The organism is Bradyrhizobium sp. MI1.11, from assembly GCF_055811255.1.
In genome coordinates this window covers 1-15,762 of the sequence record NZ_JBVVPM010000005.1, presented here as the reverse complement: position 1 = coordinate 15,762, position 15,762 = coordinate 1, and the positions used below count along the sequence as shown (strand labels likewise).

10 protein-coding genes are annotated in these 15,762 nt (G+C 65.3%); 7 read left to right on the top strand and 3 right to left on the bottom strand.

Translation table 11 applies throughout. The annotated features are described in order from the left end of the window. Nucleotides 1–129: 129 nt before the first annotated feature. The 6 genes from AC0L30_RS06740 (at nucleotide 130) to AC0L30_RS06715 (ending at nucleotide 10,285) form a co-directional block, all read left to right on the top strand. The gene (locus AC0L30_RS06740; protein WP_007599475.1) at nucleotides 130–855 is read left to right on the top strand and encodes an outer membrane protein; all 726 of its coding nucleotides are present in this window, start codon (nucleotides 130–132) and stop codon (nucleotides 853–855) included. Between the two features lie 164 nt (nucleotides 856–1,019). After that, complete coding sequence (locus AC0L30_RS06735) at nucleotides 1,020–3,173, top strand: methyl-accepting chemotaxis protein (protein ID WP_473404064.1); 2,154 nt, start codon at nucleotides 1,020–1,022, stop codon at nucleotides 3,171–3,173. Between the two features lie 94 nt (nucleotides 3,174–3,267). Continuing rightward, nucleotides 3,268–4,329 carry an MBL fold metallo-hydrolase gene (locus AC0L30_RS06730; RefSeq protein ID WP_473404063.1) on the top strand — a complete coding sequence of 354 codons (1,062 nt, stop codon included), beginning with the start codon at nucleotides 3,268–3,270 and terminating at the stop codon, nucleotides 4,327–4,329. A gap of 15 nt (nucleotides 4,330–4,344) precedes the next feature. Next, on the top strand, nucleotides 4,345–4,962 hold the full coding sequence (locus tag AC0L30_RS06725; RefSeq protein ID WP_473404062.1) for a HEAT repeat domain-containing protein: 618 nt from the start codon (nucleotides 4,345–4,347) through the stop codon (nucleotides 4,960–4,962). A 190-nt stretch (nucleotides 4,963–5,152) separates the two neighbouring features. Then, nucleotides 5,153–6,382, top strand: a complete 1,230-nt coding sequence (hemA, locus tag AC0L30_RS06720; protein WP_473404061.1) for a 5-aminolevulinate synthase — start codon at nucleotides 5,153–5,155, stop codon at nucleotides 6,380–6,382. A gap of 393 nt (nucleotides 6,383–6,775) precedes the next feature. Then, nucleotides 6,776–10,285: a PAS domain-containing hybrid sensor histidine kinase/response regulator gene (locus tag AC0L30_RS06715; protein WP_354200517.1), complete on the top strand. Its 3,510-nt coding sequence runs from the start codon at nucleotides 6,776–6,778 to the stop codon at nucleotides 10,283–10,285. A 10-nt stretch (nucleotides 10,286–10,295) separates the two neighbouring features. Here the strand turns inward: AC0L30_RS06715 and AC0L30_RS06710 are convergent, their stop codons facing one another. From AC0L30_RS06710 to AC0L30_RS06700, 3 genes are all read right to left on the bottom strand, one after another. After that, nucleotides 10,296–10,799 (bottom strand): cytochrome P460 family protein, encoded by a 504-nt coding sequence (locus tag AC0L30_RS06710; RefSeq protein ID WP_219681159.1) that lies wholly within the window; start codon nucleotides 10,797–10,799, stop codon nucleotides 10,296–10,298. A 121-nt stretch (nucleotides 10,800–10,920) separates the two neighbouring features. Beyond that, a complete protein-coding gene (locus AC0L30_RS06705) occupies nucleotides 10,921–11,952 on the bottom strand; it encodes an alpha/beta fold hydrolase (protein WP_473404060.1) in 1,032 nt (343 codons plus the stop codon). A gap of 37 nt (nucleotides 11,953–11,989) precedes the next feature. After that, a complete protein-coding gene (locus AC0L30_RS06700) occupies nucleotides 11,990–12,409 on the bottom strand; it encodes an organic hydroperoxide resistance protein (RefSeq protein WP_473366199.1) in 420 nt (139 codons plus the stop codon). A gap of 197 nt (nucleotides 12,410–12,606) precedes the next feature. Here AC0L30_RS06700 and AC0L30_RS06695 point away from each other — a divergent pair, with 197 nt between their 5' ends. After that, complete coding sequence (locus AC0L30_RS06695; RefSeq protein ID WP_473404059.1) at nucleotides 12,607–15,447, top strand: ATP-binding protein; 2,841 nt, start codon at nucleotides 12,607–12,609, stop codon at nucleotides 15,445–15,447. Nucleotides 15,448–15,762 lie beyond the last annotated feature (315 nt).

The following is a 15,762-nucleotide window of genomic DNA, read 5'->3' as shown; positions in this document are numbered from 1 at the left end:
CAATACGTTAGGTTGGCTGCCGCTGTGCCACGGATGTGACAGCATTTTCGTCAAAAGCGAGCTATCTGCAAAATCAACGACGGCGCGGAAAGCGCGCCTGCCGGGGACCTAAGTGTTGGAGTTTGGACGATGAAGAAGATTCTGTTTGCGACCGTTGCGCTGCTCGTGCTGGGCGCTGCTGCGCCGGCAGTCGGTGCCGATCTCGGTAACCGCAATTACTATAAGGCGCCCGCGCCCGCTTATGCCGCGCCGATCTACAACTGGACCGGCTTCTACATCGGTGGCCATGTCGGCGGCGCGTTCTCCAGCGACAACAATTTCAGCGGCCTCTCCACCGGCAATAACGGCAACGGCCGTTTCCTCGGCGGCGTGCAGGCTGGTGCGGACTGGCAGTTCAACCCGAACTTCGTCGTCGGCGTCGAAGGCCAGTATTCCTGGCTCTCCGGCAGCGTCGGCGCGGTGTTCCCGGGCGGCGTCGCCTACACCAACGACCAGCGCGGTCTCGGCTCGATCACCGGCCGCGTCGGCTACACCTGGGGTCCGGGCCTGCTCTATGTGAAGGGCGGCTACGCCTACTCCGACAACAACGAGAAGGTCACTGTCGGCGGCGTGCCGGCGGCCTTCGTCATCACGGGCGATCACCGCAACGGCTACACCGTCGGCGCCGGCCTCGAATACATGTTCGCCCCGAACTGGTCGGCCAAGGCCGAGTACCAGTACTACAATTTCGGCGACGCGCACTTCACCGGTGGTCCGCTGGCGGGCACCGGCAACTTCACCACCGACGACCACACCATCAAGGCGGGCGTCAACTACCGCTTCAACTGGGCCAACTCGGCGGTCGCGCGCTACTGAACGGTTATCAAAACCTTATCATGATGAAGGGCCGGCATCGTTGCCGGCCCTTCTTTTTTCGCTGTGCGGAACGTGCGCAACCAATTGAGCGACTTGCGATTTTTTAACCTGGCCCGAGGATACTCCGCGGCGAAAACATAAAGATCACGCGTGGGGGAATTTCGATGGCGATCCGTCTGGGCCTTGGCCGTTTGCTTGGTCGTATCCGGCCCCGTTTCAAAATGCCGACATGGGGCGTGCGCGGCAGCCTGTTCACGGCCTTCGCGGTGATCGCGGGCATGGGCCTCGTGATTGCAGCCGGCGCCGGCTTCGTCTTCCACCATCTCGGCAGCACCATGATGGACCTGAGCGGCCGCGACATCCCGCGCCTTTCCGCCAGCCTTCAACTCGCATCGCAAAGCGCAACGCTCGCGGCGCAGGGGCCGGGCCTCCTGGCGTCGCCGTCCGACGAGGCGCTGAACGAACGCACCAAGAAGGTGCAGGAGATCCAGCAGCTTGCCATGGCCAAGCTTGGCGAGATCATCGAACTCGGCGCCGACAAGCAGATCGCAACCGCATTGCGCGACACCGCCAAGAGCATCGACGAGGCGACCCAGAGCCTGGTGTCGGCCGCGCGCGAGCGGCTCGATGCCGGCGCGCTGCATGACAAGCAATATGAAGCGCTCCGCAAGGCGCAGCTCACCTTCGTCGGTGCGGCCGGTCCTGCCATGCTGGATGCGCAAACGCGCCTGAACGCGATCCTCGGCGCGGCGGAAGTTTCCGCCGACGATGCCACCGAAGCCGCCCGCACTGTCTCCCAGGTCGCGACCATCTCCGCCAACGGCAATCTGATGGCCGCCGACATGATGGCGGCGCTGTCGGCCAACAACAGCGATACGCTGGAGGCGATCGAGAAAGAGTTCAAGGCGACGCGCGACCGCGTCAAGTCGAACCTCGAGGACCTGCCGAACATTGCCTCGATGCAAGCGGTGCGCGATACCGTGCAAAAGCTGTTCGCCTTCGGCGAAGGCAAGTCCGGCGTGTTCAAGATCCGCCAGAAGGAGCTCGACGCGATCGACTACGGCCAGACCATCCTGGACGAGACCCGCAAGCTCAATGTCGGCCTCGGCATCAGCGTGCAGCAGCTGGTCGAGGGTGTGCAGAAGGAGACCAACGCGTCGACCTTCCAGGCGCGGCAGGAGATCTCGCTCGCGACGACCGCGATGCTGGCACTCGGCGCTCTGACGCTGGTCGGCTCGGCGCTGTTCGTCTGGCTCTATGTCGGCCGCAACATCCTGCGCCGTATTCGCGAGCTTCAACGCGCCATGCAGTTGCTCTCTGCCGGCGACCTCGACACCGAGATCGTCCGCTCCCGGCAGAACGACGAGATCGGCGCGATGAAGGAAACGCTGACGGTGTTCCGCGACAGCATGATCGAAGCCCGGGCGCTTGCGAGCGAGCAGGACAGGGATCGCGTCGCCAAGGCCGAGCGTGCGGCGCAGATGGAGGCGAAGATTGCAGAATTCGAGGGCACGGTCCGCTCCGCGCTCGACAATCTCGCGCAATCGGCCAATTCGATGCAATCGACCGCGCAGAGCATGTCGAACACGGCAGACCAGTCCAATGCGCTGGTGAACGCGGTTGCCTCCGCAGCCGAAGAGACCTCGGTCAACGTGCAGACCGTATCGTCAGGCACGGAGCAGCTGTCGTCGTCGATCGAGGAGATCAGCAAGCAGGTCGTCACCTCGGCCGCGATCGCCAGGAAGGCGGTCGACGAAGCCGGCGCGACCGACGCCACGGTGCAGAGCCTCGCCGACAGCGCGAGCCGCATCAGCGTGGTGGTCGACCTGATCCAGACGATTGCCTCGCAGACCAATCTGCTGGCGCTCAACGCCACCATCGAGGCGGCGCGCGCGGGCGAAGCCGGCCGCGGCTTCGCGGTGGTCGCCTCCGAGGTGAAGAGCCTCGCGAGCCAGACCGCCAAGGCAACGGAGGAGATCCGCAGCCAGATCGCCAGCATGCAGTCGGTGACGACTTCGGCAGTCGGCGCCATCCAGGGCATCGGCCGGATCATCGGCGAGATCAACGACGTCACCACGACGATCGCCGCCGCGGTCGAGGAACAGGGCGCGGCGACACGCGAGATCGCCCGCAACATCCAGCATGCGGCCGGTGGCACCAGCGAGGTCTCCAGCAACATCGTCGGCGTCTCCACGGCTTCGGCGGAAGCCGGCGCAGCGGCGAACGAAGTGCTCGGTGCCTCCGACGCGCTCCGCCGCGAGGCCGACATGCTGCGCGGAGAGATCGACGCGTTTCTCAACAACATGCGGGCGGCGTAGGCGCCGTTCCGTAACCCGGAATGACCGCTATGCGAGCCCCGCCAGCGCCCTTTTTCGGCTGGCGCGCCGCAGCGAGCGGGTTTAAGCCGGTAGCATGAACGCAAAGACCGACACCGTGCAGTCCTCCGCCGACGCCCTGCGCTATCCCTGGGAACAGCATCCCGGCCCCGAAGAGGTCGTCGAGGTGAAGCCCGGCGTATTGTGGGTGCGGCTGAAGCTGCCGTTCCGCCTCAACCATGTGAACATCTATCTGCTCGCCGATGGCGACGGCTACGCCATGATCGATGCCGGCTTCGGCAATGAGGAGACGATCGAAGCCTGGACGAAGCTATTCGACGGACCACTGAAGGGCGTCAACATCACGCGCCTGATCGTGACCCATTCCCATCCCGATCATGTCGGTCTCGCCGGGTGGATCGTCGAGCGATTCAACTGCCCGCTGGTGATGTCGCAGGTCGAATATCTGCAATCGGTCTATCACCAGAACCGCGGCACCGAGGAGCGGAAGGAGGCGCAGCGGCTGTTCTTCCGCCGCCACGGCATGGACGAGTCGCTCACGGAAAAGCTGCTCGGCCGCGGCCAGGACTATCTCAAGCGCGTCTCGGTGTTGCCGCCGTCCTACCGCCGCATCTCGCATGGCGAGGACGTCGTGATCGGCACGCGCCGCTTCAAGGTGATCACCGGCGGCGGTCACGCGCTCGACCAGGTGATGCTGTATTGCGCCGACGACAAGCTATTCCTCTCGGCCGACCAGGTGCTGAGCAAGATCTCGCCGAACGTCAGTGTGTGGGCGGTCGAACCCGACCAGAACTCGCTCGGCGAATATCTGGCCTCGCTCGCCAGCCTCACCACGACTCTCCCCTATGACGTGCTGGTACTGCCCGGCCACGGCGTGCCGTTCTACGGGCTGAAGACCCGCATCAAGCAGCTCGCCGATCACCACGAGGAGCGCTGCCGCCTGATCGCGGAAGCCTGCCGCGAGGTGCCGCAGACCTCGCGCGCCCTGGTGCCCGTGGTGTTCAACAAGCACGTGCTGGACGAACACCAGATGGGTTTCGCCGCCGGCGAACTGGTCGCCCACGTCAACTACATGATCGTGGAAGGCCGGCTGACGGCCGAGACGAAGGACGGCGTGCTTCAGTTCAGGACGACCTGAGTTGCAGGGCCGCCGATGACCCATGAGGCCATCCGCAATCTGCTAGCACGGGACGACGACGAAGCCCTGGGCGAGCTTCGGACACTGTCAACGGCGAGCGATGCCTTTGTGCGGCGAACCGCAATCGAAGTCATCGGACAACACAAGCGGGGGCATGAACTCCGCACAATTATTGCCGCTGCGTTTTCCGACACGTCAGATTACGTCAGGCGCACCGCCTGCGGCATCGTCGAGCAATGGAAGCTTGCCGAAGCTCATGATCTCGTGCTGCCCCTTCTGAGGGCGCCCGAAGCATCGACGCGAGAGTGCGCGCTTCGCGCCCTTGCGGAAATCTGGCATGAGGCGGATTTCCATTCGACCTTTGATCTCTACAGGCGCGATCCGGAAATCGGAGTTCGGAAGGAAGCCGCGCGGACCTTACGGCGAGGCGCCGCCGCGGGCAATTGGCGGCTGCTGTTCGATGCTTTTTCCAGGGATGAGCTTGCCCGGCATCGATTGTGGGCCTGCGAGATCGCCGAGACTTTCGGCGATCCGGACGTCCTACCCGCGCTGACCCTGCTGCTGAACGATGACGACGGACATGTGCGCAAGTCCGCCGCGCACGCCCATCAGGCGATCGGGGCGCGCAATTAGCCTGGGCACAATGGTGCAGAGCAACATTGCATCTCGCGCGAACTTGATCCGGATCAAGTTTCAAATCGCACGATAGGGCATTTTGCCCAAATGCCCCGCAGGTCCAAATGTGGGATAGCGCATAGACATTGGAGCTGGAAAAGCTCTAAGGATATGCGGGTCTTTGGTCGGTTCCGCTGCAGGTTTGACGATGGATTACGCCCAGTTCTTCAATTCCGCCCTTGATCGTCTCCACACCGAGCGGCGCTACCGCGTGTTCGCCGATCTCGAACGCATCGCCGGCCGGTTCCCGCATGCGCTCTGGCACTCGCCCAAGGGCAAGCGCGACGTCGTGATCTGGTGCTCCAACGATTATCTCGGCATGGGCCAGCACCCGAAGGTGGTGGGCGCGATGGTCGAGACCGCGACCCGCGTCGGCACCGGCGCCGGCGGCACCCGCAACATCGCCGGCACGCATCATCCGCTGGTGCAGCTCGAGGCCGAGCTCGCCGATCTCCACGGCAAGGAAGCCTCGCTGCTCTTCACGTCCGGCTACGTCTCGAACCAGACCGGCATCGCGACCATCGCAAAGCTCATTCCGAACTGCCTGATCCTGTCCGACGAGCTCAACCACAATTCGATGATCGAGGGCATCCGCCAGTCCGGCTGCGAGCGGGTCGTGTTCCGCCACAACGACCTCGCCGATCTCGAAGCGCTGTTGCAGGCTGCGGGCCCGAGCCGGCCCAAGCTGATCGCCTGCGAGAGCCTTTATTCGATGGACGGCGACATCGCCCCGCTCACCAAGATCTGCGACCTTGCCGAGAAGTACGGCGCGATGACCTATGTCGACGAGGTCCATGCGGTGGGCATGTACGGCCCGCGCGGCGGCGGCATCGCCGAGCGCGACGGCGTGATGCATCGCATCGACATTCTCGAAGGCACGCTCGCCAAGGCGTTCGGCTGCCTCGGCGGCTACATCGCCGCCAACGGTCAGATCATCGACGCGGTGCGCTCCTATGCGCCGGGCTTCATTTTCACCACCGCTCTGCCGCCGGCGATCTGCTCGGCCGCGACCGCGGCGATCAAGCACCTGAAGACGTCGAGCTGGGAGCGCGAGCGTCACCAGGATCGCGCCGCCCGGGTCAAGGCGATCCTCAACGCCGCCGGCCTGCCGGTGATGTCGAGCGACACCCACATCGTCCCGCTGTTCATCGGCGATGCCGAGAAGTGCAAGCAGGCTTCCGACCTCTTGCTCGAACAGCACGGCATCTACATCCAGCCGATCAACTATCCGACGGTCGCCAAGGGCTCCGAACGCCTGCGCATCACGCCCTCGCCCTATCACGACGACGGCCTGATCGATCAGCTCGCCGAAGCCCTGCTGCAAGTGTGGGACCGCCTGGGTCTGCCGCTTCGCGAGAAGTCGCTGGCGGCGGAGTAGGCTTCTTCGCCTTCTCTTCGATCTAAGTTTCACCGTCCCCGGAGCTACCCCCCTCCCCACCCTCCCCCACAAGGGGGGAGGGAGCGAGAGAGTTGCGGCTCCTTACATCGGGTAGCCGCACAGCGTGACGGTCGGTCTCGAATTCTTGCGACGCGGACGCTCTCTCCGTTCCCTCCCCCCTTGTGGGGGAGGGTCAGGGAGGGGGGTACCGCGCGGGGACTCTCTCGGTGAGCCCGAGGCAGCGCAGCTTTGGGGCAGCGCACCTTAACGACACCCCCGGTTCCCGCGCCCGCGCGGCATTTCGCTGTCGCCTCCACCCGCCCAACGCGCTAGATTTACAGGGAAAATGAGATCGGGCGCGGCCAGCGCGCCCCCGGGAGAAGCACGCTCGCCATGCTGCACGATTGGGGCGTGATCGCCGCCGCCTTCGGCTATATCGGCTTTCTGTTCCTGGTGGCGAGCCATGGCGACCGCCGCTCGCGGGCCGGGCGGGGCCGCGCCTCGGGGCTGATCTATCCGCTGTCGCTGGCGATCTACTGCACCTCCTGGACCTTCTTCGGCTCGGTCGGCTTCGCCACCCGCACCTCCACCGACTTCCTCGCGATCTATGTCGGCCCGGTCCTGATGATCGGGCTCGGCGCCGGTGTCCTCCGCCGTGTGATCCAGCTCGCGAAGGCCCACAACATCACCTCGATCGCCGACTTCATCGGCGCGCGCTATGGCAAGAGCCAGGCAGTGGCGGCAACTGTCGCACTGATCGCGATCATCGGCTCGGTGCCCTACATCGCGCTGCAGCTCAAGGCGGTCGCCTCCTCGCTCGAAACCATCCTGAGCGAAGACCAGGCCTTCTCCCACATCCCGATCGTCGGCGACGTGGCGCTGATGGTGACGTTGGCGATGGCGGCCTTCGCGGTGCTGTTCGGCACGCGGCAGACGGACGCCACCGAGCACCAGCACGGCCTGATGCTGGCGGTCGCAACCGAATCCATCATCAAGCTGGTCGCCTTCCTCGCCGCGGGCATCTTCGTCACGTTCTGGATGTTCTCGCCGCACGAACTGATCGAGCGCGCGATGAAGACACCGGAGGCGGTGCGCGTCATCAACTATTCGCCGTCGATCGGCAACTTCCTGACCATGACGCTGCTGTCGCTCTGCGCGATCATGCTACTGCCGCGCCAGTTCCACGTCAGCGTCGTCGAGAATTCCTCGGATGCCGAGGTCGGCCGCGCGCGTTGGCTGTTTCCGCTCTATCTTATCGCCATCAATCTGTTCGTGATCCCGATCGCGTTCGCCGGCCTCGTCAGCTTCCCGTTCGGCGCCGCCGATCCTGATATGTACGTGCTGGCACTGCCGATGGAGGGCGGTGCGGATCTGCTCAGCGTCGCCGTCTTCGTCGGCGGGCTGTCGGCGGCGACCGCGATGGTGATCGTCGAATGCGTCGCGCTCTCCATCATGGTTTCGAACGACCTCGTGGTGCCCCTGGTGCTGCAACGACGACCCGAGGGGCGCACCGGCGGCGCCGATTTCAGCGACTTCCTGTTGCGTTCGCGCCGGCTCGCGATCTTCGCCATCATGGTGATGGCCTATTTCTACTACCGCGCGCTCGGCAACACTCAGCTCGCGGCGATCGGCCTGCTGTCTTTTGCCGCCATCGCCCAGCTTGCACCAAGCTTCTTCGGCGGGCTGCTGTGGCGGCGCGCGACCGCGCGCGGCGCGATCGGCGGCATGCTGGTCGGCTTCGCGGTGTGGCTCTACACGCTGTTCATCCCGAGCTTCATGGATACTTCGACGGCGGGCATCCTGCTGCTCCAGCACGGCCCGTTCGGGATCGAGGCGCTGCGGCCGCAGGCGCTGTTCGGCGCCGATTTGCCGCCGCTGATGCACGGCGTCGTCTGGTCGCTGTCGCTCAACATTCTCACCTATGTGCTGCTGTCGCTGGCGCGCCGGCCGTCATCGATCGAGCTGGTGCAGGCCGATCTGTTCGTCCCCAACACGCTCGCGCCGATTTCCCCGAATTTCCGCCGCTGGCGCACCACCGTCACGGTGCAGGACATCCAGACCACGGTGGCGCAATATCTCGGGCCTGACCGCGCGCGGCATTCGTTCGAGGCATTCTCCGCGCGGCGCAATGTGCGGCTGGAGTCCGGGGCGCCCGCCGATTTCGAGCTGCTGCAGCACGCCGAGCACCTGATCGCCTCCTCGATCGGCGCGGCCTCCTCGCGTCTGGTGATGTCGCTGCTGTTGCGCAAGCGGACGGTCTCCGCCAAGGCTGCGCTGAAACTGCTCGACGATTCCCATGCGGCGCTGCATTTCAACCGCGAGATCCTCCAGACCGCGCTCAACCATGTGCGCCAGGGCATCGCGGTGTTCGATGCCGATCTGCAACTGATCTGCTCCAACCGGCAGTTCGGCGATCTCCTCAACGTTCCCCCGCATTTCATCCAGTTCGGCACGCCCTTGCGTGAAATCCTGGAATTCATGGGCGTGAGCGAGCCGACCGATCCGATCGAGCGCGAGGCCATGCTGGAGCGCCGGCTGCTGGCTTACACCACCGACGGCGAGCCTTATCTCGAGCGCCTGCCCGACCGCCACATGGTGATCGAGATCTTGACCAACCGCATGCCCGGCGGCGGCTTCGTCATTACCTTCACCGACGTCACGCCCACGTTCGAGGCGGCCGAAGCGCTGGAGCGGGCCAATGCGACGCTGGAGAAGCGGGTGCGCGACCGCACCGAGGAGCTGACCCGGCTGAATTCCGAGCTGGCGCTGGCCAAGAGCGCGGCCGAAGACGCCAGCATCTCCAAGACGCGCTTTCTCGCCGCCGCCAGCCACGACATTCTCCAGCCGCTGAACGCGGCGCGGCTCTATGTCACGAGCCTGGTCGAGCGTCAGCACAGCGGCGAGGAGACGCGGCTGGTCGAGAACATTGACGAATCGCTCCAGGCGATCGAGGAGATCCTCGGCGCGCTGCTCGACATCTCCAGGCTCGACGCCGGCGCGATGACGACCTCGATCTCGAGCTTCAAGATGGCCGACCTGATGCGCTCGCTGGAGATCGAGTTCGCGCCGATCGCGCGCGCCAAGAATCTGGCGCTCGTCTTCGTGCCGTGCTCGCTGCCGGTGGAGTCGGATCGTCTCCTGCTGCGGCGGCTGCTGCAGAACCTGATCTCCAACGCCATCAAATATACCCCGCGCGGGCGCGTGCTGGTCGGCTGCCGCCGCCGCGGCGCCACGCTGAAGATCTGCGTCTACGACACCGGCGTCGGCATCCCGGCGGTCAAGCGCGGCGAGATCTTCAAGGAATTCCACCGCCTCGAGCAGGGCGCGCGAATTGCCCGCGGCCTCGGCCTGGGCCTGTCGATCGTCGAGCGGTTGGCACGCGTGCTCAAGCACGACATCGCCATCGATTCCAATGTCGGCGGCGGCTCGGTATTTTCCGTGACGGTGCCGACGGCAAAGGCGATCACCCACACCGCGGCCGTGACCAGTGCGACGCCGCTCGCACGCACCTCGATCTCGGGGACCCTGATCGTCTGCATCGAGAACGACGCCGCGATCCTCGACGGCATGCGCACGCTGCTGAAGGCCTGGGACGCCGAAGTGATCGCGGTCGCCGATCCCGAGGGCGCGATCGCCGCGATCGAAACTGCCGGCCGCCGCGTGACCGGCCTGCTGGTCGATTACCACCTCGACCGCGGCAACGGCATCGCGGCGATCCGCGACATCCGCCGCCGCTTCGGTGACGGCATCCCCGCGATCCTGATCACCGCCGATCGCAGCCCCGCCGTGCAAATGGCTGCGCGCGACGAAAAGGTCGCGGTGCTCAACAAGCCGGTCAAGCCGGCTTCGCTGCGCGCCCTGCTCGGCCAGTGGCGCACGCAGCAGATGGTGGCGGCGGAGTGAACTTCCGCACTCAAGGTGCAAGCCTCGTAAACACGTAGTCGCGGCTCTTCACACGAGCTTCGTGGCAGGCGAAGCAGGTGCGATGCTGGGCCTCGTCGACCGGCTTGCCGTTGACGAAGCGACCAAATCCCCAGCCGCCGGTCGAGGCATATTTTCTGGAATCCTTCACCATCACCTGGACGGTGGTGGCCTCACCGGGAATCGTCGCGGACGCAAATTCGGGCGATTGCTTCCGCTTCCAGGCCCGCTTGACCAGAATTGTGCCGTCCGGGAACGGAAGCTTGTTGTCTTGATAAGCATCGATCGCGGTCCTGTTGCCGACGACGGCACGCAGCTCGTCCAGGGGAGCCGCCTCCTCGGCCGGCGCGATCAGCTCCCACTGCTTGTAGCCTTCCGGGACAGTGACGCCGAAGATCGGCGAGGCATCGGCCTGCCCGTGCGCGAACGCGATCGTGACCAGATACGGCACGCAGGTCAGGACAACGACGAGGAGGAGCACGGCCAGCACGATCATCGCCGTAGAGGATTGAAATTTTGCCTTTTCAGGTTTCATTGTCGTCATGACGCTTTGTTGAACTGCGATCGCAAGTCAGGCCTCGGTCCAGCATTGCCGGACCGAGGTGCTGTCAAACTCCTCAGGCACCGCCGTCGGCGTCGATGACGGCTTTGGCAAAGGCTTCCGGAGCCTCCTGGGGCAGATTGTGCCCGATGCCGCCGGTGATCAGGCGATAGTCGTACCGGCCGGAGAACTTCTTGGCATAGGCGCTTGGATCTGGATGCGGCGCGCCGTTGGCGTCGCCTTCCATCGTGATCGTCGGCACGCTGATCACCGGAGCTGCCGCGAGCTTCTTTTCGAGCTCCTCGTATTTCGCTTCACCCTGAGCGAGCCCGAGCCGCCAACGGTAATTGTGGATCGTGATCGCGACGTGATCCTTGTTGTCCAGCGCCGCCGCGCTGCGGTCGAAGGTGGCGTCGTCGAACTTCCACCGCGGCGAAGCCAGCTTCCAGATCAGTTTTGCGAAATCATGCGTGTACTTCGCGTATCCTGCGCGGCCGCGCTCGGTCGAGAAATAGAACTGGTACCACCACAGCAGCTCGGCCGACGGCGGCAGCGGCGCATTGCCCGCGGCCTGGCTGGAGATCAGATAGCCGCTGACCGACACCAGCGCGCGGCAGCGCTCCGGCCACAGCGCGGCGATAATGTCGGCGGTGCGCGCGCCCCAATCGAAACCGGCGACCACCGCTTTCTTGATGTCGAGCTTGTCCATCAGCGCGATGATGTCGGCGGCCATTGCCGCCGGCTCGCCGTTGCGCGGCGTCTCGGCGGAGAGGAAGTGGGTCGAGCCGTAACCACGGAGATAGGGGATGATGACACGATAGCCTGCCCTTGCCAGGATCGGCGCGACGTCGACAAACGCGTGAATGTCGTAGGGCCAGCCGTGCAGCAGGATCGCGACGGGGCCGTTCGCAGGACCGGCCTCCGCGTAGCCGACGTTGAGGACGCCGGCATCGATCTGCTTGATCGCGCCGAACGACGCGTTCGTCGCGGAAGAGCGCGGCGCTTGCGATTCGGCGTGGGCGAGGCCGATCACGCCGAGGCCGGTGGCGACGGTTCCGGCGGCGATGCCGACAAACTGGCGGCGGTGCTGATCGATGATCTGTTTCATGATGGTGCTACCTTGTTGATGGTTGGAGGTGGTGCCGTCAGATCAGCGCGACCGTGACGTCGATGTTGCCGCGGACGGCCTTGGAATAGGGACAGGTCTGAAGCGCCTCATCGACGATCCCGCGCGCGATCTCGCGATCGAGGCCGGGCAGGCTGACATCGAGGCGTGCCCTGAGGGAATAAGCGCCCTCGTCGAGCACCAGGTCGATCTCCGCATCGATCGCGCATTTCCTGGGGAGCTCGATCTTCCGCTTGCGGGCCGCGATCTCCATCGCGCCCTCGAAGCAGGCCGACCAGCCGGCCGCGAACAATTGCTCGGGATTGGTACCGATGCCGGTGCCGCCCGGCGGCGACAGCTTGACATCCAGGCGGCCGTCGGAACTGCGCGATATCCCGTCCTGTCGCCCGCCGCTGGTGTGGGTCCGGGACGTGTAAAGCAACTTTGCCGCCTGGGTCATGAAGGTCTCCTTGCCGTCGCACAACTGACTAGCAGCGGCTGCCGCGACACACCCGTTGGGACTTGTGAGAAGTTGTGAGGTCCCGGTTCGCGCTCCTCAAAGGGCCTGCATTCGCGGTCTGATCGCGGCGGCGGACGGCCTTGCCGGATTGCGATCATCTGGCTATCCGATCCGCTCGAAGGGATCAGGATTCCGCCATGACCGAGCCGGCCGGCACCGCAACGGGAACCCTCTCGTTTGGGCCATTCACCGTGACGCCAAATGAAAGACTTGTGACGCGCGACGGCGTCGCGCTGCCGCTCGGCGCAAAGGCCTTCGACACGCTGCTCGCACTGATGTCGCGGCCGAACCAGGTCGTCAGCAAGTATGATCTGATGGCGCTGGTGTGGCCCGGCATGACGGTCGAGGACGCCAATCTCCGCTTTCACGTCGCGGCGCTTCGTAAGGCCCTTGGCGACGGCAAGGACGGTGCCCGCTACATCACCACACTCTCCGGCCGCGGCTATTGCTTCGTGGCGCCAATCTCGCAGGTGAATATCCCGGCAGAGCGGCGCACCGCCGCGCAAACGGAATTGCCGCCCGTCAAACTGCCGAACCGGCTGCAACGGATGGTCGGGCGCGACGATGCGGTCGCCGCCGTCTCCGACAGGCTCGTCGGCTCGCGCTTCGTCACGATCGCCGGCCCGGGCGGTGTCGGCAAGACCGCCGTTGCGGTTGCGATTGCTCACGATCTGCTCGCGACATTTTCCGACGCCGCACATTTCGTCGATCTTGCCGCGCTGAGCGATCCCGATCTCGTGATCACCTCGATCCTGCTGATGCTGGGCTTGCCGGCGCAAACCGACGATCCTCTGCCTGCGCTGCTCGCGCATCTCAGGGACAAGCGGATGCTGCTGATCCTCGACAATTGCGAGCACGTCATCGCCACGGCGGCGCCGCTGGCCGCCGACATCTTCCACGCCGCACCGCATGTCCATATCCTGGCGACGAGCCGCGAAGCCCTGCGGGTCGAGGGCGAGCAGGTCTATCGCTTGGCGCCGCTCGCCGTTCCGCCCGACAATCCTGGGCTGACGGCGGCCGCGGCGCAGACTTATCCCGCGCTTCAACTCTTCCTCGAACGTGCCACGGCCGGCGGCGCGCAGATCGCGCTCGACGATGTCAATGCCGCGATCGTCGCCAGGATCTGCCGCAAGCTCGACGGCATGGCGCTGGCGATCGAACTCGCCGCCGGCCGCGTCGAAGCCTACGGCCTGGAGCAGACCGCAGCACTGCTCGACGAGCGCCTCAATCTGCTCTGGCAGGGCCAGCGCACGGCGCCGCCGCGACAGAAGACGTTGCAGGCGACGCTGGCATGGAGCTACGGGCTCTTGTCCGACATCGAACGCCTCGTGCTGCGCAGGCTCGCGGTTTTCGCCGGTCACTTCACCATCGACGCCGCACTCGAGATCGTGCCGGACGAACGTGTCGACCGCTCCCGCCTGTTCGACGCCATCGACGGCCTGGTGGCCAAGTCGATGGTCGCGGCGCGGCCGGTCGGCGCCATGATGCGTTACCGTCTGCTCGACACGACGCGCGCCTATCTGCTCGAGATCGAGCCTGATGACGCGGCGCTCGCCGCCCGGCACGCGACCTATTACCGGCAATGGCTGGAGCAGGCCGGCACGACGTGGGCCATGGTGCCGAGCGCCGACGAGCGCGCGATCCACTTTTCCGCGCTTCACAACGTGCGCGCCGCACTGGACTGGTGTTTTGGCACGGACGGCGATGCCAATATCGGCGTTGCACTCGCCGCTGCAGCCGCTCCCATCTTTCTGGCCATGTCCCTGCTGGTCGAGTGCCGGCGCTGGTCTGAACGGGCGCTGCTTGCGATCGATCCGTCCTCGCGCGGCAGCGCCGAGGAAATGCATATCCAGGCCGCGCTCGGACTGACCCTGATGTTCACGCGCGGCGGCAGCGAGGCGGCGCGTGCCGCCTTGAGCCGGAGCCTTGCGATCGCCGAGACGCGCGGCGACGCGCCGAACCAGCTCCAGCTGCTCGGGCGCATGCATATCTTCCACGAGCGGATGGGACAGTTCGACGCCGCGCTCGGCTATGCGCAGCAAAGCCTCACGGTCGCCGGGACACTCGGCGATGCCGCCTCCCTCGCCCTCGCCCATTCGCTCCTCGGTGTCTCCTTGCATCTTGCCGGCGAGCACCGCGACGCGCTGACGATGCTGGAGGCCGCCTGGCATGGGCCGGGCACGGAACGGATCAGCACCGTCTATGGCTTCGATCACCGCAACCGGGCCGGCATCTCGCTCGCGCGCGAGTTCTGGTTGCAGGGCCGCCCCGCGGATGCGCTGCAACTGGCCCGACAGACGGTCGTCGAGGCCGCGCAGATGGACCATCCGATCACGCTCTGCATTGCGTTGATCTGGGCGGTCTCGATCGATCTCTGGAGCGGAGACCTCGATGCCGCGGAAGAGAACATCGACCGCTTCATCGCCCATGCCGAATCGCGCTCCATGGGCCCCTATCTTGCGGTCGGCCGCGGCGTCAAAGGCGAACTGGCGATCCGGCGCGGCCATGCCGCCGAAGGCGTCGAGACGATCGGGACGTGTCTGCGTGAGCTCCACGATGCCGGCTACGAGCTGCTCACCACGACGTTCAACATCGCGCTTGTTCAGGGCTTGATGGCGCTTGGGCAGATCGAGCGGAGTGCGGGCCTGATCGACGATGCGATCCGCCTCGTCGAGCAAAGCGGCGATCATCTGTACATGCCCGAGCTGCTGCGCATGAAGGGAAGGGTTCTCTTGGCGAGGCCCCAGCCCGACGCTGATCAGGCAGAAGCCCACTTCGTCCAATCACTGGAATTGAGTCGTCGCAAAGGCGCCAAAGCCTGGGAGCTGCGGGCCGCGATCGATCTCGCGGGGCTCCTTGCCGAACGCGGCCGGCGCGAGGAAGCGAAGCGATGGCTTCAATTGGCGTATGAAGGCTTCGCCCAGGGCTCAGAGACAGCCGATATCCGGGCCGCCGACAAGTTGTTGCAAACATTGTGACGCGGACTCGGTGCAGCTCGTGTCCTGGGCGCGCTGCAACGCTCTTGCGTTGCTGCGCAGAACCGGGACCCAGCAGTGACATGATACAGTGCGGCGAGATGGGCCCCGGCTCTGCAGCGCATCGTCGAAGGGACGCTGCGCTGCGTCCGGGGCACGAGAGCGGAGTATGTCGCACGTTCTCTCCACATCGTCATTGCGAGCGCAGCGAAGCAGTCCAGAATCCCTCTGCGGAAAGACACTGAGCCTCCCCTAAATCGGTGGACACCTATAGCTTAGACAGCAAGAGGTGTCAGATGACGAAACGGCAGCGACGTT

What these genes read in the sequence shown, in the direction of transcription:
- AC0L30_RS06740 (WP_007599475.1), top strand. Translation starts at nt 130, where the DNA reads ATGAAGAAGATTCTGTTTGCGACCGTTGCGCTGCTCGTGCTGGGCGCT.
- AC0L30_RS06735 (WP_473404064.1), top strand. Translation starts at nt 1,020, where the DNA reads ATGGCGATCCGTCTGGGCCTTGGCCGTTTGCTTGGTCGTATCCGGCCC.
- AC0L30_RS06730 (WP_473404063.1), top strand. Translation starts at nt 3,268, where the DNA reads ATGAACGCAAAGACCGACACCGTGCAGTCCTCCGCCGACGCCCTGCGC.
- AC0L30_RS06725 (WP_473404062.1), top strand. Translation starts at nt 4,345, where the DNA reads ATGACCCATGAGGCCATCCGCAATCTGCTAGCACGGGACGACGACGAA.
- hemA (WP_473404061.1), top strand. Translation starts at nt 5,153, where the DNA reads ATGGATTACGCCCAGTTCTTCAATTCCGCCCTTGATCGTCTCCACACC.
- AC0L30_RS06715 (WP_354200517.1), top strand. Translation starts at nt 6,776, where the DNA reads ATGCTGCACGATTGGGGCGTGATCGCCGCCGCCTTCGGCTATATCGGC.
- AC0L30_RS06710 (WP_219681159.1), bottom strand. Translation starts at nt 10,799, where the DNA reads ATGATCGTGCTGGCCGTGCTCCTCCTCGTCGTTGTCCTGACCTGCGTG.
- AC0L30_RS06705 (WP_473404060.1), bottom strand. Translation starts at nt 11,952, where the DNA reads ATGAAACAGATCATCGATCAGCACCGCCGCCAGTTTGTCGGCATCGCC.
- AC0L30_RS06700 (WP_473366199.1), bottom strand. Translation starts at nt 12,409, where the DNA reads ATGACCCAGGCGGCAAAGTTGCTTTACACGTCCCGGACCCACACCAGC.
- AC0L30_RS06695 (WP_473404059.1), top strand. Translation starts at nt 12,607, where the DNA reads ATGACCGAGCCGGCCGGCACCGCAACGGGAACCCTCTCGTTTGGGCCA.